Origin of the sequence: Sphingomonas mesophila, assembly GCF_003499275.1 — a bacterium.
GTDB classification, from domain to species: Bacteria; Pseudomonadota; Alphaproteobacteria; order Sphingomonadales; family Sphingomonadaceae; genus Sphingomicrobium; species Sphingomicrobium mesophilum.
On record NZ_QWDF01000001.1, the window covers coordinates 97,099 to 119,589 of the forward strand.

At 68.5% G+C, this 22,491-nt stretch carries 23 protein-coding genes; 9 read left to right on the top strand and 14 right to left on the bottom strand.

Annotated elements, in window-relative coordinates; all coding sequences use genetic code 11:
* Positions 1 to 12 precede the first annotated feature (12 nt).
* The 3 genes from D0Z60_RS00480 to D0Z60_RS00490 all read right to left on the bottom strand — a co-directional run bounded on the left by D0Z60_RS00480 (position 13) and on the right by D0Z60_RS00490 (position 5,724).
* Positions 13 to 1,272: a DUF445 domain-containing protein gene (locus D0Z60_RS00480; RefSeq protein WP_420822771.1), complete on the bottom strand. Its 1,260-nt coding sequence runs from the start codon at positions 1,270 to 1,272 to the stop codon at positions 13 to 15.
* A gap of 81 nt (positions 1,273 to 1,353) precedes the next feature.
* Positions 1,354 to 4,512: an efflux RND transporter permease subunit gene (locus D0Z60_RS00485; protein WP_118855996.1), complete on the bottom strand. Its 3,159-nt coding sequence runs from the start codon at positions 4,510 to 4,512 to the stop codon at positions 1,354 to 1,356.
* Positions 4,513 to 4,539: 27 nt separating this feature from the next.
* Positions 4,540 to 5,724, bottom strand: a complete 1,185-nt coding sequence (locus tag D0Z60_RS00490) for an efflux RND transporter periplasmic adaptor subunit (RefSeq protein ID WP_118855999.1) — start codon at positions 5,722 to 5,724, stop codon at positions 4,540 to 4,542.
* Between the two features lie 202 nt (positions 5,725 to 5,926).
* Here D0Z60_RS00490 and D0Z60_RS00495 point away from each other — a divergent pair, with 202 nt between their 5' ends.
* Both D0Z60_RS00495 and D0Z60_RS00500 read left to right on the top strand, forming a co-directional pair.
* The gene (locus D0Z60_RS00495) at positions 5,927 to 6,196 is read left to right on the top strand and encodes a GlsB/YeaQ/YmgE family stress response membrane protein (RefSeq protein ID WP_118856002.1); all 270 of its coding nucleotides are present in this window, start codon (positions 5,927 to 5,929) and stop codon (positions 6,194 to 6,196) included.
* Positions 6,197 to 6,272: 76 nt separating this feature from the next.
* Positions 6,273 to 6,989 (top strand): SIMPL domain-containing protein, encoded by a 717-nt coding sequence (locus tag D0Z60_RS00500; RefSeq protein ID WP_118856005.1) that lies wholly within the window; start codon positions 6,273 to 6,275, stop codon positions 6,987 to 6,989.
* Between the two features lie 220 nt (positions 6,990 to 7,209).
* On the opposite strand, the gene D0Z60_RS00505 is transcribed toward D0Z60_RS00500, so the two are convergent.
* The 3 genes from D0Z60_RS00505 to D0Z60_RS00515 form a co-directional block, all read right to left on the bottom strand.
* Complete coding sequence (locus D0Z60_RS00505; protein ID WP_118856008.1) at positions 7,210 to 7,479, bottom strand: GlsB/YeaQ/YmgE family stress response membrane protein; 270 nt, start codon at positions 7,477 to 7,479, stop codon at positions 7,210 to 7,212.
* Between the two features lie 175 nt (positions 7,480 to 7,654).
* A complete protein-coding gene (gene sciP, locus D0Z60_RS00510; protein WP_118856011.1) occupies positions 7,655 to 7,954 on the bottom strand; it encodes a CtrA inhibitor SciP in 300 nt (99 codons plus the stop codon).
* An 88-nt stretch (positions 7,955 to 8,042) separates the two neighbouring features.
* Entirely contained in the window at positions 8,043 to 8,270 is a 228-nt protein-coding gene (locus D0Z60_RS00515) for a hypothetical protein (protein WP_118856014.1), read from the bottom strand.
* Positions 8,271 to 8,345: 75 nt separating this feature from the next.
* Between D0Z60_RS00515 and mnmA the strand changes: the two genes are divergently transcribed.
* Positions 8,346 to 9,458, top strand: a complete 1,113-nt coding sequence (gene mnmA / locus D0Z60_RS00520; RefSeq protein WP_118856017.1) for a tRNA 2-thiouridine(34) synthase MnmA — start codon at positions 8,346 to 8,348, stop codon at positions 9,456 to 9,458.
* A 30-nt stretch (positions 9,459 to 9,488) separates the two neighbouring features.
* On the opposite strand, the gene D0Z60_RS11540 is transcribed toward mnmA, so the two are convergent.
* Genes D0Z60_RS11540 through pdxH form a run of 4 tightly spaced genes read right to left on the bottom strand, consistent with a single transcriptional unit; the run spans position 9,489 to position 12,229 of the window.
* Positions 9,489 to 9,896 carry a hypothetical protein gene (locus D0Z60_RS11540; RefSeq protein ID WP_162888010.1) on the bottom strand — a complete coding sequence of 136 codons (408 nt, stop codon included), beginning with the start codon at positions 9,894 to 9,896 and terminating at the stop codon, positions 9,489 to 9,491.
* A 52-nt stretch (positions 9,897 to 9,948) separates the two neighbouring features.
* Positions 9,949 to 10,737, bottom strand: a complete 789-nt coding sequence (locus D0Z60_RS00525; protein ID WP_118856019.1) for a PhzF family phenazine biosynthesis protein — start codon at positions 10,735 to 10,737, stop codon at positions 9,949 to 9,951.
* A complete protein-coding gene (locus D0Z60_RS00530) occupies positions 10,734 to 11,654 on the bottom strand; it encodes a cation diffusion facilitator family transporter (RefSeq protein ID WP_118856022.1) in 921 nt (306 codons plus the stop codon). Before D0Z60_RS00530 ends, D0Z60_RS00525 begins: the two co-directional genes overlap by 4 nt.
* On the bottom strand, positions 11,651 to 12,229 hold the full coding sequence (gene pdxH, locus D0Z60_RS00535; protein WP_118856025.1) for a pyridoxamine 5'-phosphate oxidase: 579 nt from the start codon (positions 12,227 to 12,229) through the stop codon (positions 11,651 to 11,653). The genes D0Z60_RS00530 and pdxH overlap by 4 nt, the downstream gene beginning before the upstream one ends.
* Positions 12,230 to 12,292: 63 nt before the next feature.
* Here pdxH and D0Z60_RS00540 point away from each other — a divergent pair, with 63 nt between their 5' ends.
* The 4 genes from D0Z60_RS00540 (at position 12,293) to D0Z60_RS00555 (ending at position 15,644) form a co-directional block, all read left to right on the top strand.
* Positions 12,293 to 13,243, top strand: coding sequence for a DnaJ C-terminal domain-containing protein (locus D0Z60_RS00540; protein ID WP_118856028.1), 951 nt, complete (start codon positions 12,293 to 12,295; stop codon positions 13,241 to 13,243).
* Positions 13,244 to 13,249: 6 nt separating this feature from the next.
* Positions 13,250 to 14,278, top strand: coding sequence for a YihY/virulence factor BrkB family protein (locus tag D0Z60_RS00545; RefSeq protein ID WP_118856031.1), 1,029 nt, complete (start codon positions 13,250 to 13,252; stop codon positions 14,276 to 14,278).
* Positions 14,275 to 15,078: an enoyl-ACP reductase FabI gene (gene fabI / locus D0Z60_RS00550; protein ID WP_118856033.1), complete on the top strand. Its 804-nt coding sequence runs from the start codon at positions 14,275 to 14,277 to the stop codon at positions 15,076 to 15,078. The genes D0Z60_RS00545 and fabI overlap by 4 nt, the downstream gene beginning before the upstream one ends.
* Before the next feature lie 83 nt (positions 15,079 to 15,161).
* Positions 15,162 to 15,644, top strand: coding sequence for a hypothetical protein (locus tag D0Z60_RS00555; protein ID WP_162888011.1), 483 nt, complete (start codon positions 15,162 to 15,164; stop codon positions 15,642 to 15,644).
* Here the strand turns inward: D0Z60_RS00555 and D0Z60_RS00560 are convergent.
* Complete coding sequence (locus tag D0Z60_RS00560) at positions 15,634 to 16,923, bottom strand: adenylosuccinate synthase (RefSeq protein ID WP_118856039.1); 1,290 nt, start codon at positions 16,921 to 16,923, stop codon at positions 15,634 to 15,636. The genes D0Z60_RS00555 and D0Z60_RS00560 overlap by 11 nt on opposite strands.
* An 89-nt stretch (positions 16,924 to 17,012) precedes the next feature.
* Between D0Z60_RS00560 and D0Z60_RS00565 the strand changes: the two genes are divergently transcribed.
* The gene (locus tag D0Z60_RS00565; RefSeq protein WP_118856042.1) at positions 17,013 to 18,008 is read left to right on the top strand and encodes an alpha/beta hydrolase; all 996 of its coding nucleotides are present in this window, start codon (positions 17,013 to 17,015) and stop codon (positions 18,006 to 18,008) included.
* Here D0Z60_RS00565 and serA read toward each other — a convergent pair.
* Genes serA through D0Z60_RS00580 form a run of 3 tightly spaced genes read right to left on the bottom strand, consistent with a single transcriptional unit; the run spans position 18,005 to position 21,161 of the window.
* The gene (serA, locus tag D0Z60_RS00570) at positions 18,005 to 19,579 is read right to left on the bottom strand and encodes a phosphoglycerate dehydrogenase (protein WP_118858359.1); all 1,575 of its coding nucleotides are present in this window, start codon (positions 19,577 to 19,579) and stop codon (positions 18,005 to 18,007) included. The two genes, D0Z60_RS00565 and serA, sit on opposite strands and share 4 nt — an antisense overlap.
* Positions 19,579 to 20,004 carry a Rid family hydrolase gene (locus D0Z60_RS00575; protein WP_162888012.1) on the bottom strand — a complete coding sequence of 142 codons (426 nt, stop codon included), beginning with the start codon at positions 20,002 to 20,004 and terminating at the stop codon, positions 19,579 to 19,581. The genes serA and D0Z60_RS00575 overlap by 1 nt, the downstream gene beginning before the upstream one ends.
* A gap of 47 nt (positions 20,005 to 20,051) precedes the next feature.
* Entirely contained in the window at positions 20,052 to 21,161 is a 1,110-nt protein-coding gene (locus D0Z60_RS00580; protein ID WP_240325487.1) for a phosphoserine transaminase, read from the bottom strand.
* 350 nt (positions 21,162 to 21,511) lie between these two features.
* Between D0Z60_RS00580 and D0Z60_RS00585 the strand changes: the two genes are divergently transcribed.
* Entirely contained in the window at positions 21,512 to 22,465 is a 954-nt protein-coding gene (locus D0Z60_RS00585; RefSeq protein WP_240325488.1) for a M23 family metallopeptidase, read from the top strand.
* The last annotated feature ends 26 nt before the right edge of the window (positions 22,466 to 22,491 follow it).

Genomic DNA, 22,491 nt, shown 5'->3' on the forward strand with positions numbered 1-22,491 from the left:
TTCTCCCGGTAATCAGAGCGTATCGAAAGCGTGAAGGAGGAGGCCGACGCTGCCGCCGACCAGCGTGCCGTTGATGCGGATGTACTGGAGGTCGCGGCCGACCGCGCTTTCGAGGCGGTCGGTGATGGTCTGCGCGTCCCAGCTCCTGATGGTATCGCTGACCAGCGTGACGATCGAGCTGCCGTAGCTGGCGGCGAGGCCGGCGACGGCGCGGCGCGCGAACTGATTGATCGCGGCGCGGATCCGCTCGTCCTTCTCGAGGCTCTGGCCCATCGACTTGAGGACCTCGCCGAGCTTTCCGGCAAGCGCCGCGTCGGGATTGCGCGCGGCCTTGATCACCGCCTCGCGCGCGCGTTCCCACAAGGCGTCCATCCACAGCCCGACCGAGCGGTTATCGAGCAATTGGTTCTTCCACTCCTCGACCCGCGCCTGGGTCTCCGGATTGCGCTGGAGATCGTTGGCGAGATCGGCCAGCGCCTGCTCGATCTTGACCCGCACCGGATGCGCCGGATCGGTGTGCATCTCGACCGTCAGCTTGCGCATCCCCTCGATCACCGAATCGCCGATGCGCGTATCGACCCCGGCCAGCTTGAGCACCCAATTGGTGCGCTTCTTGACCATGTCGCGAATGAGGCCCTCGTTGGCGTCGAGCGCGCGCGCGGTCCAGCGGATCGCCGCCTCGAGCATCGGCACGTGCCGCTCCTCGTTGATCGCCGAGGCGAGCGCGCCGCCGAGCACCGGCGCGACCTCCATCTTGCGCACGCGGGTGGCGATCGAGGTCTTGACCAGGCCGCCCAATCGCTCGTCGTCGAGCCCTTCGAAGATGTCGGCGATAAGCCGGCTGGCGCCCTGGCGGATGCGGTTCTCCTCGCCCTGCGGCGCCTGCAGGAAACGGCCGGCGGCGGCGGCGAGATCGAGCTTGCGCATGCGCCGCGCGACGACCGGGGCGATGAGGAAATTGGACTTGAGGAAATTGGCTAGCGCCTCGCCGATGCGGTCCTTGTTCCTGGGGATGATCGCGGTGTGCGGGATCGGCAGGCCGAGCGGGTGGCGGAACAGCGCGGTGACGGCGAACCAGTCGGCCAGGCCGCCGACCATCCCAGCTTCGGCGAACGCCTTGACCCAGGCGAGCCAGGGATAGGCCGGCTCGAACGCGCGAGCGGTAAAATAGGTCGCGGCCATTGCCACGAGCAGTCCGGTGGCGGCGATCTTCATGCCGCGCGCGCCGGGCTGCGCCGGGTTGAAGCGGGCGAGGGGCGCGGCGCGGGTCACGCGATTACCGTAGCGCCCACCGGGCGCTTGTCACGCCCGGCCGATCAGGCAGCTCCGGGCGCATGTCACGCCCGGCGCAATTCACTCGGCAGGGACCGGCCCGCGCATCGGCGCATGTTCCTCGCCATTGTCGACCAGCTTCTGGAAGCGCGCCCCGATCCAGCGCTCGATGTCGACCGCGATCGAGAAATAGGCGGGCACGAGAAGCAACGTGAGGATGGTCGAGAAGATCAGGCCGCCGATGACGGTGACCCCCATCGGCGCGCGCCAGCTGCCGTCGCCGGTCAGCGACAGTGCGATCGGGATCATGCCGGCGACCATCGCCACGGTGGTCATGACGATCGGCTGGGCACGCTTGTGTCCGGCTTCGTAGATCGCTTTGTTCTTCTCCATCCCGTGGTCCATCATCTCGACCGCGAAATCGATCAGCAGGATCGAGTTCTTGGCGACGATCCCGAACAGCATCAGGATGCCGATGAACACCGGTAGCGAGACCGGCTGGCCGGCAATGTGAAGGCCGATGCCCGCGCCAAGCGGGGCAAGGAGCAGCGAGCCCATGTTGACGAACGGCGACAGGAAGCGGCGGTAGAGCAGCACCAGCACCGCGAACACCAGAAGGATGCCGGCGCCGAGCGCGATGAAGAAGTAGAACAGCAATTCGGCCTGCCACTTGCTGTCGCCGAGCTCGAGCGTCTGGACCCCGTCGGGCAGCTTGGCGACGGTCGGCAGCTTGTTGATCAGCGGCCACACGTCGCCCGACACGAGCCCCGGCGCGAGATCGGCGCCGATCGCGATGCGCCGCACCTGGTTGGTGCGCTGGACGGTCGTCGGGCCCGAGCCGAAGCCGATTTCGGCGACCGATTTCAGCGGCACCGAACCGCCGCTCGAGGTCGGCACCGGCAAATTCTCGAGGATCGACAGGTCGCGCCGCGATTCCTCGGACAGCGAGACGGTGATCGGAACTTGGCGGTCGGCGAGGCTGAACTTGGCGCTGTTCTGGGCGATGTCGCCGAGCGTGGCGATGCGGATCGTCTGGCCGAGCGCGCTGGTGGTCACGCCGAGATCAGCGGCGAGATCGAAGCGCGGCTTGATGATGATCTCCGGCCGGACGAGATCGCCGGCGACGCGCGGCGCGACGAGCTGGGGAATGCCCTCCATCTCCTCGGCGATCTTGTCGGCGGTCTGCTGGAGCAGCTCGGGGTTGGCGCTGCCGAGGAACAAGGTGACGTCGCGGCCGCCGCTGCCCGGCCCGCCGCCGCCCTGGCTCATGAAATTGACCTGCGCGTCGGGGATCTGGGCGAGCTTGGGCGCGAGGCTGCGCTCGAACTCGGTCGAGGTGACCTCGCGTTCCTTCTTGAGCACGATGTTGAGGAAAGCGGCGCCGGTGAACACGCGCTGGAACACGCGGTCGACGTCGGGATGCTCCTCGAAGATCTGCGCGGTGCGGTTGGCGAGGTCGGACGCCTGGGCGACGGTCGAGCCCGGCGGCATGCCGATCCGGACCCGGCTGAAGTCGAGGTTCAGCGGCGGCTGGAACGACATCGAGAGCGTCGTGAACAGGAAGATCTGGAGGACGAAGGCGGCAAGGCCGGCATAGACCATGCGCCAGCGGTGGTCATGGCGAAGCCACGACCAGACGAGCGCGCCCTTGCCCGGCCGCTCGCGCCGATAGGCCTCGGCCTTGGACGTGTCGAGCGACCAGTTGAGAACGCTGAGATAGCGCTCCATCAGCGGGCCCGAGGCATGCGGCGCCGGGCCGTGCGCCTTGAGGAAATAGGCGGCGATGAGCGGCGTGATCATGCGCGCCACGAACAGGCTCATCAGCACCGAGATGACGACGGTGTAGCCGAAGCTCTGGAAGAACTGGCCGGAGATGCCGGGCATCAGCGCGACCGGCAGGAACACCGCGACGATCGCCATGGTGGTGGCGACGACCGCGAGGCCGATCTCGTCGGCGGCGTCCATCGACGCCTGGTAGGCGGTCTTGCCCATGCGCATGTGGCGCACGATGTTCTCGATCTCGACGATCGCATCGTCGACCAGCACGCCGGCGACCAGGCTCAGTGCGAGCAGCGACAGGCCGTTCAGCGTGATCCCCATCAGATCCATGAAGAAGAAGGCGGGGATGGCCGAGAGCGGAATGGCGATGGCCGAGATCATCGTCGCGCGGAAGTCGCGCAGGAACAGGAACACGACGAGCACGGCGAGGATCGCGCCCTCGACCAGCGCGTGCATCGAGCTTTCGTATTGCGACTTGGTGTAGTCGACGCTGTTGTTGATCTCGACGAACTTGATCCGCGGATCGTCCTTCTCGATCTGTTTCAGCTCCTCCCACGCGGCGTCGTAGACCGTCACTTCGGACGAGCCCTTGGCGCGCGAGACGTTGAAGCTGATCACTTGGCGGCCGTTCATGCGGGCGATCGAGCGCTGCTCGGAATAGGCGTCGCGAACCTCGCCGAGGTCGGCGAGGCGGACGACCCGGCCGCCGGGGACGGCGATCTGGGTCTGCGACAAAGCGTAGGCATCGCGGGCATTGCCGACGACCCGCACCGCCTGTTCGGAGCCGGCGATCTCGGCGCGGCCGCCGGTGGCGTTGAGGTTGGTCTGGCGAAGCTGGGCGTTGACCTGGGCGGCGCTGATGCCCTGGGCGTTGAGCGCGGCGGGATCGAGGATCACGCGGATGTTGCGGTCGACCCCGCCCTCGCGCGCGACCGAGGCGACGCCCTCGACCGAAAGCAGCCGGCGCGACACGGTATTGTCGACGTACCAGCTGAGCTCTTCCAGGCTCATGTCGGTGGTCTCGGCGGCGGCGAAGATGATCGGCTCGCCGGCGATGTCGATTCGGGTGACCTGCGGCTCGAGGATGCCTTCGGGCAGGTCGCCGCGGATCTGCGACAGCGCGTTGCGGATGTCGTTGACCGCGCGGTCGGTGTCGGTGCCGATGACGAACTGCACGCCGGTCGAGCTGAAGCCCTCGCGGATGGTCGAGTTGATCTCCTCGACGCCATTGACCCCGCGCACCGCGGCCTCGACCTTCTGGGTAATCTGGTTCTCGATCTCGGTCGGCACCGCGCCGGGCTGCGAGATGCTGACCTCGACCGCCGGGAAATCGATGTCGGGGTTGTTGTTGACGTCCATCCGCATGAACGCGAACAGGCCGGCCAGCAGCAGCCCGACGAACAGCACGATCGGCGGGACCGGGTTCTGGATGCACCAGGACGAGATATTGCGGAAATTCATGAGCGGTGCAGGCCTTCCTGAACGAGCCTAGCGGGCGAGAGCCGCGCCGAGCGCCATCTTGCGCGGGCGGACCTTCTGCCCCGGGTTGAGGAACGGGCCGGCCGAAACCACGACCTGCTCATTGCCGCTGAGGCCCGACGCAATGGTCACGCCGCTGTCGTCGACCGAGCCGACCTCGACCGCGCGGCGCTCGACCTCGTTCTTGGCGTTGACGATGTAGACGTAATTGCCCTTCGAGTCGGCGAGCACCGCGCTTTGCGGCAGCAACGGCGCGGTGGTGGTGCCCGAAGTGATCCGCGCCTCGGCGAAACCGCCGGGGCGGATCGAGCGGTCGAACGGCACCGAGATGCGCACTTCGCCGAGCCGGCTCTGGGGATCGATCACCGGCGACACCTGCCACACGCGGCCGGCATAGCTGCGGGTCGAGCCGACCGGGGTGACCGAGGCAGGCAGTCCGACGCTGATCGCGGCGAGGTCCTGCTGCGACATCTGGGCGCGCATTTCCATGTCGCCGCCGCTGGCGAGGCGGAACAGGGCGCCGCTGCCGGGGCTGACGACCTGGCCGACCTCGACGTTGCGGGCGAGGACCATGCCCGAGGTGGGGGCGCGGATATCAAGCCGGCCGATCTGGGCGCGGGTCGCGCCGAGCTGGGCCTGGGCAACCCGGACTCGGGCCTGAGCGGCGTCGCGGGCGGCGCGCTTGCGGTCGAGGTCGGCCTTGGAGACGAAGCCGCGCTCGACCAGCGCGGCGCTGCGCTCATATTCGTTCTGCGCAAGCGCGGCGTCGGCGCGCGCGACCTGGATCGACGCGGCGAGCTGGGCCGCGGTCTGCGACTGGACCGAGCGGTCGACCGAGGCCAGCACCTGGCCCTGGCGGACCCAGCTTCCGGCATCGACGTGAACGGCGCGCACGAGGCCGCCCTCACCGGCGACTCCGACCGGCTGGTCGCGGCGCGCCGCGAGCGGGCCGGAGGCGGTGATGGTCCGCGCGACGTCGGACCGGCCCGGCACGGTAACCGAGACGGCGGTCGCCGCGCGTCCGCCCGGCCCGCCTGGGCCGCCGGCGGCCGGCTCGTCCTTGCCGCCGAACAGGAAGTAGGCCGCGGCAAGCGCCGCCACGACCAAGGCCGCGATGATGATCCAGCGGCGGCGGCTGGGCCGGTCGACGACGATCAGCGTGTCCGATCCGTGCACTCGAGTTTCCTTGTTCATCCCGGCCTGCCCATATTGATCCTGCCAGTGTGTTACGCGAATATCACACCGGCTGCAATATGGCCAATGGCCCCACGCGGCCGGCATTGTAATGCGCTTTTCGACCAACGGTAAGGCTTGCTCCGCCGCCGGACGATGGTGTTGGATGCCGCCTCGACATCAAGGCGCCCGAGTCGAGGCGCGCACAGGGAGGAAATTCGCGATGGGCTACCTCGAGGAACATGGCTGGATCGCCTGGATCATCATCGGCGGGATCGCCGGCGCGATCGCCAAGCTGCTGATGCCGGGCAAGGACCCGGGCGGGTGCATCATCACCGTCCTGCTGGGCATCGCCGGAGCGCTGCTGGCGGGATTCGTCGGCCAGGCGCTGGGCTTCAACAGCGCGGCAAACGGTGCCGGCTTCATCGGCGCGATCGTCGGGGCGTTCCTGATCCTGCTGCTTTACCGGCTGGTGCTCAGCCGCCGCCGCTAGGACCCTCGTTCAGGCGGCAGAAACCGGCGCAAGCCCAGGCTCGATGCCGAAGCGAAACGAGCCTGAGGAGGCACGCATGAGGGAATGGAAACTGGCGCTTGCAGCAGCGCTGCTGGCGGTGCCCGTGGCGGCGAGCGCTCAGGTCGCGGGCGCAGGAATGATCGCCGGCACCCGGCTCGACATCAGCGCGACCGGCGAAGTGACGCGGGTGCCCGACCTCGCGATCATTTCGGCCGGGGTCCAGACCCTGCGCCCGAGCGCAACCGCGGCGATCGAGGAGAATGCGGCGCGGATGGAGCGGGTGCGCGCGGCGCTCAAGCGGGCGGGGATCGCCGACAAGGACATCCAGACCGCGTCGATCAACCTCAATCCCGAATATCGCTATGCCGAAAACCAGCCGCCGGTGCTGACCGGTTATCGCGCGTCGAACACGCTGTCGGTCAAGTTCCGCGACCTGAAGCGCACCGGGGCGATCCTCGACGCGCTGGTGCGCGAGGGAGCGAACCAGATCAACGGGCCGAGCCTGACCATCGACAAGCCGGAAAGCGCCTATGACGAGGCGCGGGTCAAGGCGATCGCCAACGGCCGCGCCCGCGCCGAGCTCTACGCCCGGGCACTGGGCATGCGGGTCGTCCGGCTGCTGACGGTGAGCGAGGGCGGCGCGGTCTATGCCCCGCCGCCGATGCCCTATGCGCGCGGGGTGGCGATGGATTCGGCGCAGGCGGTGACCAAGATCGACGCGGGCACGCAGGACCTGTCGGTCAGCGTGTCGATGAGTTTCGAGCTTCAGTAGAGCCGAGCGGCCGAGCGTAGGGCAATCGGCGGGGCCGTCACGGGAGTAAATCCCGTGACGTCAGTCCTGTCCCCCGTTCGGGGGCAGGCTGGCCGCCCGTCGCCGTCTCTTCGCGCTGCTAACGATTGCCGTGCAATCGCTTCGCTGCGCTCGGCGGCTCCGACGAGAAAGGGCCGCCCGGTTGCCCGGACGGCCCTCAACTTGACTGGGATCGCGTCGCTTAGCGGACCGAACCGCGGCGGACGAGGTTGACGATCGCCAGCAGGATCACCGCGCCGAGCAGCGAGACCAGCATGTTGGGGATCGACAAAGGATCGTCCGTGATCGAGCCACCGCCGAGCAGCGGGGCCAGAAGGAAGCGGCCAAGCAGCGCGCCGATGATGCCGACGACGACATTCAAGATGATGCCCTGCTGGGCATCGGTGCGCATGATGATGCTGGCAAGCCAGCCCAGAATGCCGCCGATGACGATAATGAGAATCCATTCCATTACGCATTCCCTCCTGTTCGCGGCGGCTCATTCGGTGCGAGCCGCCTTCCGGCATCAAGACGCCTGATGCACGATACTTGTTCCGGATAATGAACGACCTGTCCAGCCGGGGGCGTAACGAAACGGCCGCGCCCCCTTCGGGACACGGCCGTTCGAATGGCGCGAAACGGGACGATCAGTAGCGCTGCTGGCGCTCGTACTGGTCGCGGTAATGCTTGATGCGGGTCACCCGCAGGCCCGGCATGCCCGAGCGGTCGACCGCGCGCTGCCAGCTGGTGAACTCTTCCAGGCTGAGCGTGTAGCGCTGGCACGCCTCGTCGACGCTGAGCAGGCCACCGGCGACGGCCGCGACCACTTCCGCCTTGCGCCGAACGACCCAGCGGGTGGTGGCGGGCGGGGGCAGCGAATCGAGCGTCAGCGGCTCGCCGAGCGGGCCGATGACCTGAGCGGGCCGGATGGTCTGGTTCTCGAGCATTCTTCTCAACTCACCTGAAAGCATGTGACGGCGCCATTAAACCCGCGCCGGTTGAAGATATTCTGAAACGCGCTGGTAAAGCCGATCCTCATCTTTGTTCTTCGCCCGTTAACCCTGCCGCCCCGAGCGACCGGGCGAACGCCCCGTCGAGCGCTGCGGCGGCCGACTTCCACCCCTCCGTCGCCGAGAGCAGGCGCGCCATGGCGAGCCGCTTGGCGCGCTCCGAATCGGACGCGCCGGCGAAGGCGCGCGCAAGATCGCCAAGGTCGAACGCGACCTCCCCCGCAGCGATCAATTCCCCGTCGTGACGCGCCAAATCATTGCCCTTGTTTCCGCCCGTGGTTGCCCATCCCTAGCCGGACAGGGTGAATTTCAGGTAAAGGCGGCGCCCATGCCGGACAGGTTCGATCTTCCCAGCGGCGCCAGCGCCAGCCGAATCGTCGTCGCCATGTCGGGCGGGGTCGACAGCAGCGTCGTGGCTTTGCTCGCCGCGGCAAGCGGGGCCGAGGTGATCGGGGTCACCATGCAGCTCTACGATCATGGCGAAGCGGTGAAGAAAAGCGGGGCGTGCTGCGCCGGGCAGGACATTTATGACGCGCGGACGGTGTGCGACCGGCTCGGGATTGCGCATTACGTGCTCGATTACGAAAGCCGCTTTCGCGACAGTGTGATCGCGGAGTTCGCCGACGCCTATGCCGCGGGGCAGACCCCGATCCCCTGTTCGAGCTGCAACCAGGGGGTGAAGTTCACCGATCTGATCGCGTTCGCGCGCGAGCTTGGCGCCGATTGCCTGGCGACGGGGCACTATGTGCGGCGCGTGGCGCGGGAGGGGCGCGTCGAGCTGTGGAAGGGCCGCGATCCGGCGCGCGACCAGAGCTATTTTCTCTACGGCACGACGCGCGAGCAACTCGACTTCGTGCGGTTTCCGCTGGGCGACTTGCCCAAGGCCGAGGTGCGGCGGCTGGCTCAGGAGGGCGGCCTCATCGTCGCCGACAAGCCCGACAGCCAGGACATCTGCTTCGTCCCCGACGGCGACTATGCCTCGCTGGTGAAGAGGTTGCGGCCGGAAACGGCGGCGCCGGGCGACATCGTCCATGTCGACGGCCGCGTGCTCGGCCGCCACGGCGGCGTGGTGCATTACACCATCGGCCAGCGCCGCGGGCTCGAAATCGGCGGCCAGGCCGAGCCGCTTTACGTGGTGCGGCTCGAGCCGGCCGAGCGGCGGGTGGTCGTCGGGCCGCGCAGCGCGCTGGCGGTGGCGGGTGCGCGGGTGACCGGGATCAACTGGCTTGGCGAGAGGCAGACCCGGGTCGAGGCCAAGGTGCGCAGCCTGGCTCAGCCGGTGGCGGCGTGTTGGGATGGTGCGAACGTGACGTTCGATACGCCCGAATATGGCGTCGCGCCGGGCCAGTCGGCGGTGTTCTACGACGGCGAGCGGTTGCTCGGCGGCGGGGCGATCGTCGCGACCGAGGCGGCGATGAGGAAAGAGTCCGTCGCGGCCTGAGCAGGAGTAAGCTTGGGTGGAAAGCTGACCTCAGGAGCGCGAGGACTGGCACCCCAATCTCACGATACCTTGCAGGTAGGTTCGCGCCAGCGCGCGCTCGCTGTCCGTCATCACTGCCTTGGAAATCGCTGAGAAGCTGGCCGCGCGATCTTTGAATGGGTCGCTTGTCACCCATAGGGCTAGTTCCGGTCGGCCAAACCAACTGCCGCCCTTCAGAAGGGCAACATTGAGGCCCTCACCCTCGAAACTTTCCGCTCCACCTTCCAGCCGAAAGCCATGTCTAGCGCCGAACTCTCGAGTGTAATCGATGACTGCCGCCCATTCAGCCCGCTCTAGGCAGAGGTCGTTCTGCGTCAGCAGTCGGTCGGGCGGAATGTCCCTATTGCTGCACGCGGAAAGCAATCCGACGGCAACAAGGCAGGTCCGGGTGGTACGCATCGAAAGTCTTTCATCCAACGCTAAAATGTCAGCATTGGGTTGAAAGCTGACTCTAGCTAAATTTGAAAGTCCCCTCGATCACGGTGACGCACGTACCGCCGAGCAGCACCCGATCGCCGCGATGTTCGCAATCCAGCCGGCCGCCGCGTTTGCTCGCCTGGAAGGCGGTGAGGCGGGTTCGGCCGAGGCGCTCAGCCCAGAACGGGACGAGCGAGCCGTGGGCGCTTCCGGTGACGGGGTCCTCGTCGATGCCGTGGTAGGCGGCGAAGACTCGGCTGGCGACGTCGGTGGTCGCGCCGGGTGCGGTGACCATGACCAGGCGGTCGTAGGCCTTGAGCGCGCGGAAGTCGGGATCGACGGTGCGGACCGCGGCTTCGTCTTCGAGCAAAGCGATCGCCGCGCCGTTGCCACCGCGGCCCAGGAAACAGGGGGTAGTGTCGGGCAGGGCGAGCGCTTCGAGCAGGCCGGGCTCGGTGCCGGGTTCGACCTTGCCGGCGGGCAGGTCGAGCCACAGCTTCCCGTCGCGGCGCTCGACGGTGAGGATGCCGCTTCGGGTGGCGAAGCGGATGTTGCGCTCGAACGGCACGACGTGGGCGCTGGCGAGGGTGGCGTGGCCGCACAGGTCGACCTCCACCGTGGGGGTGAACCAGCGCAGGTCGTAGTCCGCGTCGGCGCGCTTGGACGGCACGAGGAAGGCGGTTTCGGCGAGGTTGTTCTCGGCGGCGATGGCCTGCATCACTCCGTCGGGCAGCCATTGCTCGAGCGGCATGACCGCGGCCGGATTGCCCTCGAACGGGCGGGTGGCGAAGGCGTCGACCTGGAAGAAGGGGAGAGTGGTCACGGGCGCTGCTCGGTGATGGCGTGGGGGAGGATGGTCTCGCGGTCGACCTGGCCCTCGGGGTCGAGGTGGATCAGGAATTCGGTGCCGGGGAAGCGGGCGCGCAGCTTCTGCTCGACGGCGTCCATGCGGTCGTGGGCCTCGCGCACCGTCCAGTCGGCCGGGACCCAGACGTGGAACTGGACGAAGCGGTTAGTACCGGCGTGGCGGGTGCGCAGGTCGTGCAAGCCGGCCAGCTCGGGGAAGTCGCGCGCCGCGGCGAGGAACGCCGCGCGCTCGTGCGCCGGCCACTCGCGGTCCATCAACTGGTCGACCGAGCGGCTGGCGGCGCGGCCGGCACCGTAGAGCAGCCAGGCGGCGATGGCGAAGCCGAACAAAGGATCGGCCAACGCGAACCCGCCGAGCTGGTCGAGCGCGAGCGCGGCGATGACCGACAGGTTGAGCAGCAGGTCGGACTGATAGTGGACGTGGTCGGTCTCGATCGCCACCGAGCCGGTCGAGCGGATGACGTGGCGCTGGTAGGCAAGGAGGGCCAGGGTCGCAGCGATGGCGGCGAGCGACACGCCGAGGCCGAGCTCGAGCCCCTCGGTGCGCGCGCCGCTCATCAGCTGGCCGAACGCGCGCCAGGCGATCAGCAAGGCCGAGACGCTGATCAGCACGATCTGGACGAGCGCGGCGAGCGCCTCGGCCTTGCCGTGGCCGAAGCGGTGGTCGTCATCGGCGGGGACCGCGGCCCAGCGCACGCCGATGTAGGTGAGCAGGCTGGCGACGAGATCGAGCGCGGTGTCGGCGAGGCTGCCGAGCATGGCGACGCTGTCGGTCTCGATCGCCGCCCAGGTCTTGAGGCCGACGAGGGCCGCGGCGAGCGAGACGCTGGCGATCGCCGCGCGCTGGGTGAGGCGGGCGCGGTTGGCGCTCACGGGTAGAGCAGGCCTTCGTCCCAGCCGCCGGCGGTGCGCACGAACAGTCGGCGATGGTGGAGCCGGTGGGGGCGGTCTTCCCACAGCTCGACCCGCTCGGGCGTCACGCGAAAGCCGGTCCAATAAGGCGGGCGCGGGACGGTGGCACCGTCGAACCGCCGAGCCGCCTCGGCGAAGCGCTGCTCGAAGGTGGCTCGGGTGTCGAGCGGGCGGGACTGGTCGGAGGCCCAGGCGCCAAGTTGCGAATCGCGACCGCGGGTGGCGAAGTAGGCGTCGGCCTCGGCCGGGGTGACTTCGGCGACCGGGCCCTCGACGCGGACCTGGCGGCGCAGCGACTTCCAGTGGAACAGCAGGGCCGCGCGCGGATTGGCGGCAAGCTGGCCGCCCTTGGCGCTCTCGCCATTGGTGAAGAAGGTGAATCCGCCGGCGCCGTGGTCCTTGAGCAGGACCATGCGCACGCTGGGGTTGCCGGCGGCATCGGCGGTAGCGAGCGCCATCGCCTCGGGATCGTTGGGCTCGGTTCCCCGCGCTTCGGCGAGCCAGGCGCTGAACAGGGCGATCGGGTCGTCGGCCATCGGGAGGCGCGTCTAGGCCCGCGCCCCTTGCCCTGCAAGGCGCTGCTGGGGCAGAGGTGTCCTATGGACTTATACCAGCAGCTCGGAATTGCCCGGGGCGCGAGCGACGCCGACATCAAGAAGGCCTATCGCAGCCTCGCCAAGCAGCTTCACCCCGACCGCAACAAGGACAATCCGAAAGCCAACGAGCGGTTCGCCAAGGTGACCCAAGCGTACGACATCCTGTCCGACAAGGACAAACGCGCGCGCTACGACCGCGGCGAGATCGACGAGGACGGCAACCCCAGGATGCCGTTCGGCGGCGGGTTCGGCGGCGGCGGCGCGCGGTCCGGGCGGCCGGGCGGAGGTGGTGGCGCGGGCCCTGGCGGATTCGACGGCTTCCCGGGCGGGTTCAACGCCGACGCGGCCGACCTCAGCGATCTGTTCGAGGGGCTGTTCCGGTCGAGCGGGACGAAGAGCGGCGGCGGGTTCGGCCGGCGCAGCGCTCCGCCGCCCAAGGGGGCCGATGTCGCCTATCGACTCAAGGTGCCGTTCCTCGATGCCGCCGCGCTGAAGCCGCAGCGGGTGACGCTCGGCGGCGGCAAGACGATCGACCTCAAGCTGCCCAAGGGACTCGAGGACGGCGCCAAGATCCGCCTCGCCGGCCAGGGCCAGCCGGGGCCGGGCGGCAATGGCGATGCGATCGTGGCGATCGAGATTGCAGCCCATCCATTCTTCGCGCGCGAAGGAAATGACATTCGTCTCACTTTGCCGGTGACGCTCAAGGAAGCGGTGCTCGGCGCCAAGGTACGCGCGCCGACGCCCGACGGGCCGGTGATGCTGACGGTGCCCAAGGGATCGAGCTCGGGCAAGGTGCTTCGGCTCAAGGGCAAGGGCTTCACCGACAAGGCCGGCAAGCGCGGCGACCTCAAGGTCATGCTGAGCGTCGACCTGCCGGCCGACGATGCGGCGCTGAAAAGCTTCGTCGAGGGCTGGAGCGGCGGCGGCAACCCGCGGGCCGCGCTGGGCGTCTAACCAGGCGTGCAGGACCAGCATCCGCTTTCGCCCGAGGAGCGGCGCAAGGAGCAGGCGGCCGATGCGGCGGTGCTCGGCCCCAAGGCGGCCGAGGCGCGCCATCCGCCGCCCAATGCGTGGGAAGTGACCAAACGGGTCGCGATCGGGGTCTATAATGACGGCTTCATCCACGCCGGCAACCTCGCTTATCTGTCGCTGCTGGCGCTGTTCCCGTTCTTCATCCTGGCTGCCGCCATGGCGCGCTTGCTCGGCCAGTCGGCCGATGGGCAGAAGACGGTGGCGACGATCCTTTCGCGATTGCCACCCAATGTTTCGGACGTGCTTGCCGAGCCGATCCAGGAAGTGCTGACGGCCCGCACCGGGCCGCTGCTGTGGCTCGGCGCGATCGTCGGCCTGTGGACCGCGGCGAGCTTCATCGAAACCATTCGCGACATCCTGCGCCGCGCCTATGGCGTGCCATATAGCGCGCCGTTCTGGACCTACCGGCTGGGCTCGCTCGGCCTCATCCTGATCATGGTGCTGCTGCTGATGCTGGCGTTCGGCCTCACCGTCATCGGCACCTCGATCGAACATTTCGTGGTCGACCGGCTGCCTGCCTCGGACGGGCTGGCGACGAGCCTCGGCTGGTACCGTTTCGCGCCGGCGCTGACGCTCTACGCGACCTTCTACGCGATCTTCGTCGTGCTGACCCCCAAGCGCTACCGCAAGCTTGGCTGCCGCAAATGGCCGGGCGCGCTGCTGGTCACCGGCTGGTGGATCGTGTGCGCGGAATCTTTGCCCTCGGCGCTGGCGATGATCGGCGGCTACGAGATCACCTACGGCAGCCTGGCCGGCGTGATGATCGCGCTGATCTTCTTCTTCCTCGTCGGGCTTGGCGTGGTCACCGGGGCCGAACTCAACGCGGCGCTGGCCGATTACGGCGGCAAGGCGCTAAAGGGGGAGATCTACGTCGGGCCCTATGCCGACAAGCTCGAGGTCGAGGAGCCCGAGCCGGGCGAGGACATCGACATCAGCCAACAGGGGGTTGGAACATGAACGGATTGATGGCCGGCAAGCGCGGCCTGGTGATGGGCCTGGCCAACGACAAGTCGCTCGCCTGGGGCATTTCGCAGAAGCTTGGCGAGGCCGGCGCCGAGCTGGCGTTCAGCTTCCAGGGCGAGGCGCTGGAGAAGCGCGTGCGGCCGCTTGCCGAGAGCGTCGGAAGCGATTTCTGCTTCGATTGCGACGTAAGCGACATGGCCGCGCTCGACCGCACGTTCGAGACGGTTCGCGAGCGCTGGGAAGGGCTCGACTTCATCGTCCATGCGATCGGCTTTTCCGACAAGAATGAGCTGCGCGGCGGCTATGTCGACACCAGCCTCGACAATTTCCTGATGACCATGAACATCTCGGTCTATTCGTTCTGCGCCGTGGCGCAGCGCGCGCGGCGGATGATGAAGCCGGGCGGGTCGATGCTGACCTTGAGCTATTACGGCGCCGAGAAGGTCATCCCCCACTATAACGTCATGGGCGTCGCCAAGGCCGCGCTCGAGACGTCGGTCAAATATCTCGCCGCCGACCTTGGGCCGGAAGGCCTGCGGGTCAACGCGATCAGCGCCGGGCCGATCAAGACGCTTGCGGCGAGCGGCATCGGCGACTTCCGCTACATCATGAAGTGGAACGAATATAACGCGCCGCTGCGCCGCAACGTGACGATCGAGGATGTCGGCGGGGCCGGGCTGTACCTGCTCAGCGACCTTGCGAGCGGGGTGACCGGCGAAATCCACCATGTCGATGCGGGCTACAATGTGGTCGGTATGAAAGCCGAGGACGCGCCCGATATCGCCACGGTGTGAGGCGGGAAGTGGCGCCGAGGCCGCGCAAGACGCCGCGCCGGTTCGGCGCATATGCCGCGATAGAAGCGCTCAACGTGGTCCTGATGCCCGGTGTCGCGTGGTTCTTCGCTCCGCCGGCGAGCCGGGTCGAATGGGCGGCGATGCTCGGCGCGACCGCCGCATCGGCGTTGTTCCTGATCATCGGCACGGTTTACTGGCGCGCCCTCGCGCGGCGGCTCGTGCGCGGCGACCGGCACTCGCTCGACCTCGCGCTGGCGCTGGCCGACCGGGCCGAGCGGCCGGGCCTCGCACTCGTCGCGCTCGCGACTGTCGCGACCGGCGCCGCGTTCGCCCTCGAAGGGGCGTCCCGGTCAGCCATTGCGGCGGCGTTGCTGACGGTGCTCGCGGCCCTCGAATATGCCAATTATTATCACCGCCAGTTGCAGCATTTCGACAATCGCGCCGACCTCAAGCGGCTGTTGACCGGCGCCGGGCTCAAGCGCGCGCACATGGCACGCGACCTTGCCGCCTTCCGCCAGCGGCGCGCGCGCTCGCCAGGCGAGCATCGCGCCGGTGCTAGGCGGTGAACGGGTCGCGGACGAGGATGGTGTCGTCGCGCTGCGGCGAGGTCGACACCAGTGCGACCGGGCAACGGATCAATTCTTCGATGCGGCGGACGTACTTGATCGCTTGCGCGGGCAAGTCGGCCCAGCTGCGCGCGCCGGCCGTGGTTTCGCCCCAGCCGGGCATGCTCTCGTAGATCGGGGTGGCTCGGGCCTGGTCGGCGGCGTGCGGCGGGAGATAGTCGAATTCGCGATGGCCGATCCGGTAGCCGGTGCAGATCTTCACCGTCTCCAGGCCATCGAGCACGTCGATCTTGGTGAGCGCGATGCCGGTGACTCCGCTGACCGCGACCGACTGCCGCACCAGCACCGAATCGAACCAGCCGCAGCGGCGCTGGCGGCCGGTGACGGTGCCGAATTCGTGGCCCCGCTCGCCCAGCCGCTGGCCAATGTCGTCGTCGAGCTCGGTCGGGAACGGGCCCGAGCCGACGCGGGTGGTGTAGGCCTTGACGATGCCGAGCACGAAGCCGGCCGCGCCGGGGCCCATGCCGCTGCCGCTGCCGGTGGTGCCGGCGACGGTGTTGGACGAGGTGACGAACGGATATGTGCCGTGGTCGACATCGAGCAGCACGCCCTGCGCGCCCTCGAACAGGATGCGCTTGCCGGTGCGCCGCGCCTCGTCGAGGTCGCGCCATACGGGGCGGGCGAACTCGAGGACGAAGTCGGCGATGCCCTCGAGGTCGCGGCGCAGGCGGTCGCGGTCGACCGGCAGCTGGCCGAAGCCGGCGCGCAGGTGATCGTGGTGGGCGCACAGCCGGTCGAGCAGCGGGTCGAGCTCGCCGAGATGGGCGAGGTCGCACACGCGGATCGCGCGGCGGCCGACCTTGTCCTCATAGGCCGGGCCGATGCCGCGCCGGGTGGTGCCGATCTTGCCGGCGCCCGAAGCGTCCTCGCGCATCGCGTCGAGATCGCGGTGGATCGGCAGGATCAGCGGGCAGGTCTCGGCGATGCGCAGCACTTCGGGCGTGATGGCGACGCCCTGGGCGCGGAGCTTGCCGACCTCGGCCTCGAGCGCCCACGGGTCGAGCACGACGCCGTTGCCGATCACCGACAAAGTGCCGGTGACGATGCCCGACGGCAGCAGGCTCAGCTTGTAGACATTGTCGCCGACGACGAGCGTGTGGCCGGCATTGTGGCCGCCCTGGAAGCGGACCACGACGTCGGCGCGGCTGGCGAGCCAATCGACGATCTTGCCCTTGCCCTCATCGCCCCACTGCGCGCCGATGACGGTAACATTGCCCAATGGTCGTTCCTTAACCGTAACCGCTCAGCCGGGGTTCAGCGCGCCTCCTATTGATTTGGCCCCGAAGCGTCCAGCGATGGAGACGAGCGATGCGGCACGGATGGTTGGCGGCGGGAGCGGCTGCGGCGGTGATGGTGGCGGGCGTGGCGGCGGCGCAGCGCGCGCCCTTGCCGGCCGAGTGCCGCCAGCAAATCATGGCGCTGTGCGCGGACCGCATGGGCGGGGGGATGCGGGCATGCGTCCGCCAGGCCCTGCCGAAGCTCAGCGACCCTTGCCGCAAGGCCGTGAGCGAGCGCGCCGCGCAACGGGCGGTTCCGGCCGGGGCCCGTGAGCTCGCTTATGGTTCCGATGCGCGGCACAAGCTCGACCTCACCACTCCGCCGGGCGCCAGGAACGCGCCGCTGCTGCTGTTCATCCACGGCGGCGGCTGGGCGATCGGCGACAAAAGGTCGGGCGCCGGCGGCAAGGCGGCCTGGGCCAACCGCAACGGCTGGGCGTTCGCCAGCGCCAACTACCGGCTGGTGCCGAAGGCGACGGTCGAGCAGCAGGCAGCGGATCTGGCGAACGCGATCGGGTTCCTGCGCGCCAATGCCGCGAAGGAGGGGCTCGACCCGAACCGGATCGTGCTGATGGGGCACAGCGCCGGGGCGCATCTCGCCGCGCTGCTTGGGACGGACCCGCAGTATCTCGCCGCCGCTCGGGTGCCGCTGTCGGCGGTGCGCGGCGTGGTGCTGCTCGATGGCGCCGGCTACGATGTCGCGCGCCAGGCCAATTCGGGGCCGGCGATTGTCAAGGGACGCTACGAGGCGGCGTTCTCCGGCGATCCCAAGCGACAGGCGGCCCTGTCGCCGCTCAGCCACGCCGTCGCGCCCAACGCCGCAAACTGGCTGATCCTGCCGGTTGCAAGCCGCGCGGACAGCCGTTCGCAGGCGCAGGGGCTGGCCGATGCGCTGTCGAAAGCAGGGGCGCGGGTGGTCGTAAAGGCTGTGCCGCAGGAAACCCACATGACCCTGAACCGCAGTCTCGGCGAACCCACCAACAACGCCACCGCCGACGTCGAACGGTTCCTCGCCAGCTTGCGCTAGAACCGCAGCGGCACGACTTCGCGGACGCCTTCGAGGCGGCACAGGGATTTGACCACCTCGGGACCGATGTCGCCGTCGACCGCGACCAATGATGCCGCGTCGCTGTGGGCCTGGCGGCGGCCGAGGTTGAAGGTGGCGATGTTGATTCCATTGTCGCCGAGCGCGGTGCCGAGCTTGCCGATGAAGCCGGGCGTGTCGGTGTTGACGATGTAAAGCATGGCGCCGGCGAGTTCGGCCTCGATGTCGATGCCGAACAATTCGACCAGCCGCGGGTGGTTGCCGAACAGCGTCCCGGCGACCCGGCGCGGGCCGCCCGGCGTCGCAACCTCGACCGCCACCAAAGTGTGATAGGCGCCTTCGCGATCGTGGCGGATCTCGCGCACGTCGAGGCCGCGCTGGCGGGCGAGGACCGGCGCATTAACCATGTTCACGCTATCCGAATAGGTGCCCATCAGCCCGGCCAAAACGGCGCCGGTGATCGGCTTGGGATTAAGCTCGGCGGCCGCGCCCTCGACCTCGATCGACACGCCGCGCACCTCCTCGCCGACGACCTGGCCGACCAGCCGCCCGAGCTTCTCGGCGAGCGCCATATAGGGCTTGAGGCGCGGCGCTTCCTCGGCGCTCAGCGACGGCATGTTGATCGCATTGGCGACCGCGCCGCTGGTCAGGAAGTCGGCGATCTGCTCGGCGACCTGGATGGCGACATTGACCTGTGCCTCGCTGGTCGACGCGCCGAGGTGGGGCGTGGAGATGAAACCGGGGGTCCCGAACAGTGGAGAACTCTTGGCCGGCTCGGTCTCGAACACATCGAGCGCCGCTCCGGCGACGTGGCCGCTGTCGAGCGCGTCCTTCAGCGCTGCCTCGTCGATCAGCCCGCCGCGCGCGCAATTGACGATCCGCACGCCGGGCTTGGTTCGGGCCAGCGCGTCGCGGCCGAGGATCCCGCGGGTCTGGTCGGTGAGCGGGGTGTGCAGCGTGATGAAGTCGGCGCGGCGCAAAAGCTCGTCGAGCTCGGCCTTCTCGATGCCGAGCTCAATCGCGCGCTCCGGGGTCAGGAATGGGTCGTAGGCGACCACCTTCATCTTGAGCCCGAGCGCGCGCGCGGCGACGATCGAGCCGATATTGCCGGCGCCGATCAGGCCGAGCGTCTTGCCGGTCAGCTCGACCCCCATGAAGCGGTTCTTTTCCCACTTGCCGGCCTGGGTCGAGGCGTCGGCCTCGGGCAGCTGGCGGGCGAGCGCGAACATGAGGGCGATCGCGTGCTCGGCGGTGGTGATGGCGTTGCCGAACGGGGTGTTCATCACCACCACGCCGGCGGCGGTGGCGGCGGCGATGTCGACATTGTCGACCCCGATCCCGGCGCGTCCGACGACCTTTAGCCGCGGCGCCGCGGCAAGCAGGTCGGCGGTGACCTTCGTCGCGCTGCGGATGGCGAGGCCGTCGTAGTCGGCGATGATCGTCTTTAGTTCGTCAGGCGCGAGGCCGGCCCGCTCGTCGACCGCCAGCCCGCGCTCGCGGAAGATGGCCGCGGCGCGCGGGTCCATCGAGTCCGAAATGAGGACTTTAGGGATCATTTTTTGCGTGGCTTTTTCGACAAGTGCGCGACGAGCGTGATCTCGGCGATCCCGCCCGGCTGCAGCAAGCCATTGGTCCCGACCGCCGTCCACGCCGGCGCCTTGCCAGTCATGAACCGGTTCTTGACCCGCACCATCGCTTCGATCTGGGCGGCAGGATCGGTGTGAACGCTGCGCACCTCGACCACATCGTCCCAGCTCGCACCGGCGCGGGCCAGCGTTTTGCCCATTGTCTCGAAGGCACGCGTGAACGCCTTGTCCATGTCGCTTTCGCCGGGCGCATGGAATACCGGCACGCCCGACATGTAGACGACGCCGTTGGAGACGACCGCGTCGGCATAGCCCCAGGTCTGCTGGAATTGCCGCTGCCGAGCGTTTTCCGGCATCACCACCAGGGCTTGCTGGCGGGCGCCGGACGGCACCGCTGGGGCGACCGACGCGGCCGCCGCGAGAACGAGAAATTCAAACATCATCGTGTCTTCTCCAGTGCATAATCGAGCCACGGGCCGAGCGCTTCGATGTCGGCGGTGTCGACTGTCGGGCCGCACCAGATGCGGAGGCCCGGCGGCGCGTCGCGGTAGGCGGCGATGTCATAGGCCGCGCCCTCCGCTTCGAGCAGTGCCGCGATGGCCTTGGGGTCGGCGCCGGCGACCGTCAGGCAGACGCTGGTCTGGGAGCGGCTGGCGGGGTCGGCGGCGAGATGGCCGAGCCAGTCGCGTGTCGCAACGATCCGATCGAGCGCTGCGGCGTTGGCGTCGGTGCGCGCGATCAGGGCGGGCAAGCCGCCGAGCGACTGCGCCCATTCGAGCGCGAAGATCGCGTCCTCGACCGCCAGCATGGAGGGCGTGTTGATCGTCTCGCCGCGGAAGACGCCCTCGTTGAGTTCGCCGCCCTTGGTGAGACGGAACAGCTTGGGCAACGGGCGATCGGGGGCGAAGCTCTCGAGCCGCTCGACGGCGCGCGGGCCGAGAACCAGCACGCCGTGGCCGCCCTCGCCCCCGAGCGCCTTTTGCCAGCTGAAGGTCGCGACATCCACTTTCGCCCAGTCGATCGGGTAGCAAAACACCGCGCTGGTCGCGTCGGCAAAGTTGAGCCCGGTGCGGTCGGCGGGGATCCACTCCGCATCGGAAACGCGCACGCCGCTCGTCGTGCCGTTCCAAGTGAACAGCACGTCGCTCGACCAGTCGACCGCTGACAGATCGGGCAGGGCGCCGTAATCCGCGCGAAGGATCGCCGGGTCGAGCTTCAACTGCTTGACCGCGTCGGTCACCCAGCCCTCGCCGAAGCTTTCCCAGGCAAGGCAGGTGACGGGGCGTTCGCCGAGCATCGCCCACATCGCCAGCTCGAACGCGCCGGTGTCGGAGCCCGGGACGATGGCGATCCGGTGGCTCTCGGGCAGCTCGAGCGTGCTGCGCATCAGATCGATGCAATGCGCCAGCCGCGCCTTGCCGAGCGGCGAGCGGTGCGACCGGCCGAGGCTTTCGGTGGCGAGCTTGGCGGCGCTCCAGCCGGGCGGCTTGGCGCACGGGCCGGACGAGAAGAATGGCCGCTTGGGAAGCGGCGGCCTGGCATTCGACACCGTAAACTCTCCTTGCAGAGAGCGCGCGCCGCGGTGGGACGGCGTGGCCCGCGCCAACGCCTAGCGGCAAGCGCCCGCGTGGCAAGCGACTTGCGATGAAGCGCGCAGAATGCCGCTTTGCGTTAACCTGGAGCAAGAAAAACGCTCCATTCATCCCGCGACGAACGCCATTCGTCCTTAACCCCGGAACAGACTGTTGTTTTGCTTAACCATTTGCGGCCAGTTCCATGCTTCCGAGAGCGGGTGGGCAAACCTTCTCTCGGTTGGGGCCGGGGGCTCCGACACATTGATGACGAGACAGCGACGCAGCGGGGCTGCGCCGGCACGGGGATTTTTGGAGCGTGGGACCGATGATCAGCACCAGCGTCAAGACGGGCGGCTTGTTTCGCGACCGCGATTTCTTCGTCCATGACGGCAGCAAGCTGCGCCGGTTCACCGTTCCCGCCTACGTCCAGATGCTTGCCGCGCTCGTTGTCGGCCTGTTCGTCGCCTGGTCGACCTTCTCGACCGTCCGCTTCCTGACCCCCGCCACCGCCCCCGCCATCTCGACCCAGGTCCCCGCCGACATCGCCCGCCTCGCGGCCGTCACCGAGCGCCGCGTCCTCGAACTCGAATATCGCCAGCAGCAGCTGGCCGCGATGCTGTCGGGCGAGAAGATCGATCCGGCGGTGCTCAAGCACATCGTCACCGTTTCAACCTCGACCGACGCTACCGGCCAGGGCGGTCCCTATGAGCCGGTCAACGCCACCAGCGATTCGACCTTCAAGCAATTGTTCACCAGCTGGAAGAAGCTCGACAGCCTGTCGAGCGGCGCCATCGCGGTGCCGTCCGACAAGCCGGTCAAGTCGGCTGCCTTCACCTCGGGCTACGGCGTTCGCTCCGACCCGTTCGGCGCCGGCGCCGCGCGCCACATGGGCATCGATCTGGCCGGCCCGGTCGGCACGCCGATCTATGCCACCGCCGACGGCGTGGTCACCGAAAGCGGCTGGAACAGCGGCGGCTACGGCAACCTGATCAAGATCGACCACGGCCGCGGTATCGAGACCCGCTACGGCCACCTTTCCAAGCTCAATGTCGCCGCCGGCACCCGCGTTCGCCGCGGCCAACTGATCGGCCTGATGGGCTCGACCGGCCGTTCGACCGGAAGCCACCTCCATTACGAGGTCCGCATCGAGGGCCGCGCCGTCAATCCGGTGCCGTTCATGAAGTCGACCGATTATTTGCTGGCGATGAAGGCCGGTGGCGGTGCGCCGATGGACGGTCACATCGCGCAGGGCGGCCCGAAGGCCGCGCCGAAGCGCTAAGGCCATTGTCGCCGCTCCGCCGCGCC

Bases quoted from the DNA above. Each gene is read 5' to 3' on its own strand.
- D0Z60_RS00500 (WP_118856005.1), top strand. From the start codon at position 6,273: ATGAGGGAATGGAAACTGGCGCTTGCAGCAGCGCTGCTGGCGGTGCCC.
- D0Z60_RS00540 (WP_118856028.1), top strand. From the start codon at position 12,293: ATGGACTTATACCAGCAGCTCGGAATTGCCCGGGGCGCGAGCGACGCC.
- D0Z60_RS00490 (WP_118855999.1), bottom strand. From the start codon at position 5,724: ATGAACAAGGAAACTCGAGTGCACGGATCGGACACGCTGATCGTCGTC.
- mnmA (WP_118856017.1), top strand. From the start codon at position 8,346: ATGCCGGACAGGTTCGATCTTCCCAGCGGCGCCAGCGCCAGCCGAATC.
- sciP (WP_118856011.1), bottom strand. From the start codon at position 7,954: ATGCTCGAGAACCAGACCATCCGGCCCGCTCAGGTCATCGGCCCGCTC.
- D0Z60_RS00495 (WP_118856002.1), top strand. From the start codon at position 5,927: ATGGGCTACCTCGAGGAACATGGCTGGATCGCCTGGATCATCATCGGC.
- D0Z60_RS00505 (WP_118856008.1), bottom strand. From the start codon at position 7,479: ATGGAATGGATTCTCATTATCGTCATCGGCGGCATTCTGGGCTGGCTT.
- D0Z60_RS00585 (WP_240325488.1), top strand. From the start codon at position 21,512: ATGATCAGCACCAGCGTCAAGACGGGCGGCTTGTTTCGCGACCGCGAT.
- D0Z60_RS11540 (WP_162888010.1), bottom strand. From the start codon at position 9,896: ATGCGTACCACCCGGACCTGCCTTGTTGCCGTCGGATTGCTTTCCGCG.
- pdxH (WP_118856025.1), bottom strand. From the start codon at position 12,229: ATGGCCGACGACCCGATCGCCCTGTTCAGCGCCTGGCTCGCCGAAGCG.
- D0Z60_RS00565 (WP_118856042.1), top strand. From the start codon at position 17,013: ATGCGGCACGGATGGTTGGCGGCGGGAGCGGCTGCGGCGGTGATGGTG.
- D0Z60_RS00555 (WP_162888011.1), top strand. From the start codon at position 15,162: ATGCCCGGTGTCGCGTGGTTCTTCGCTCCGCCGGCGAGCCGGGTCGAA.
- fabI (WP_118856033.1), top strand. From the start codon at position 14,275: ATGAACGGATTGATGGCCGGCAAGCGCGGCCTGGTGATGGGCCTGGCC.
- D0Z60_RS00485 (WP_118855996.1), bottom strand. From the start codon at position 4,512: ATGAATTTCCGCAATATCTCGTCCTGGTGCATCCAGAACCCGGTCCCG.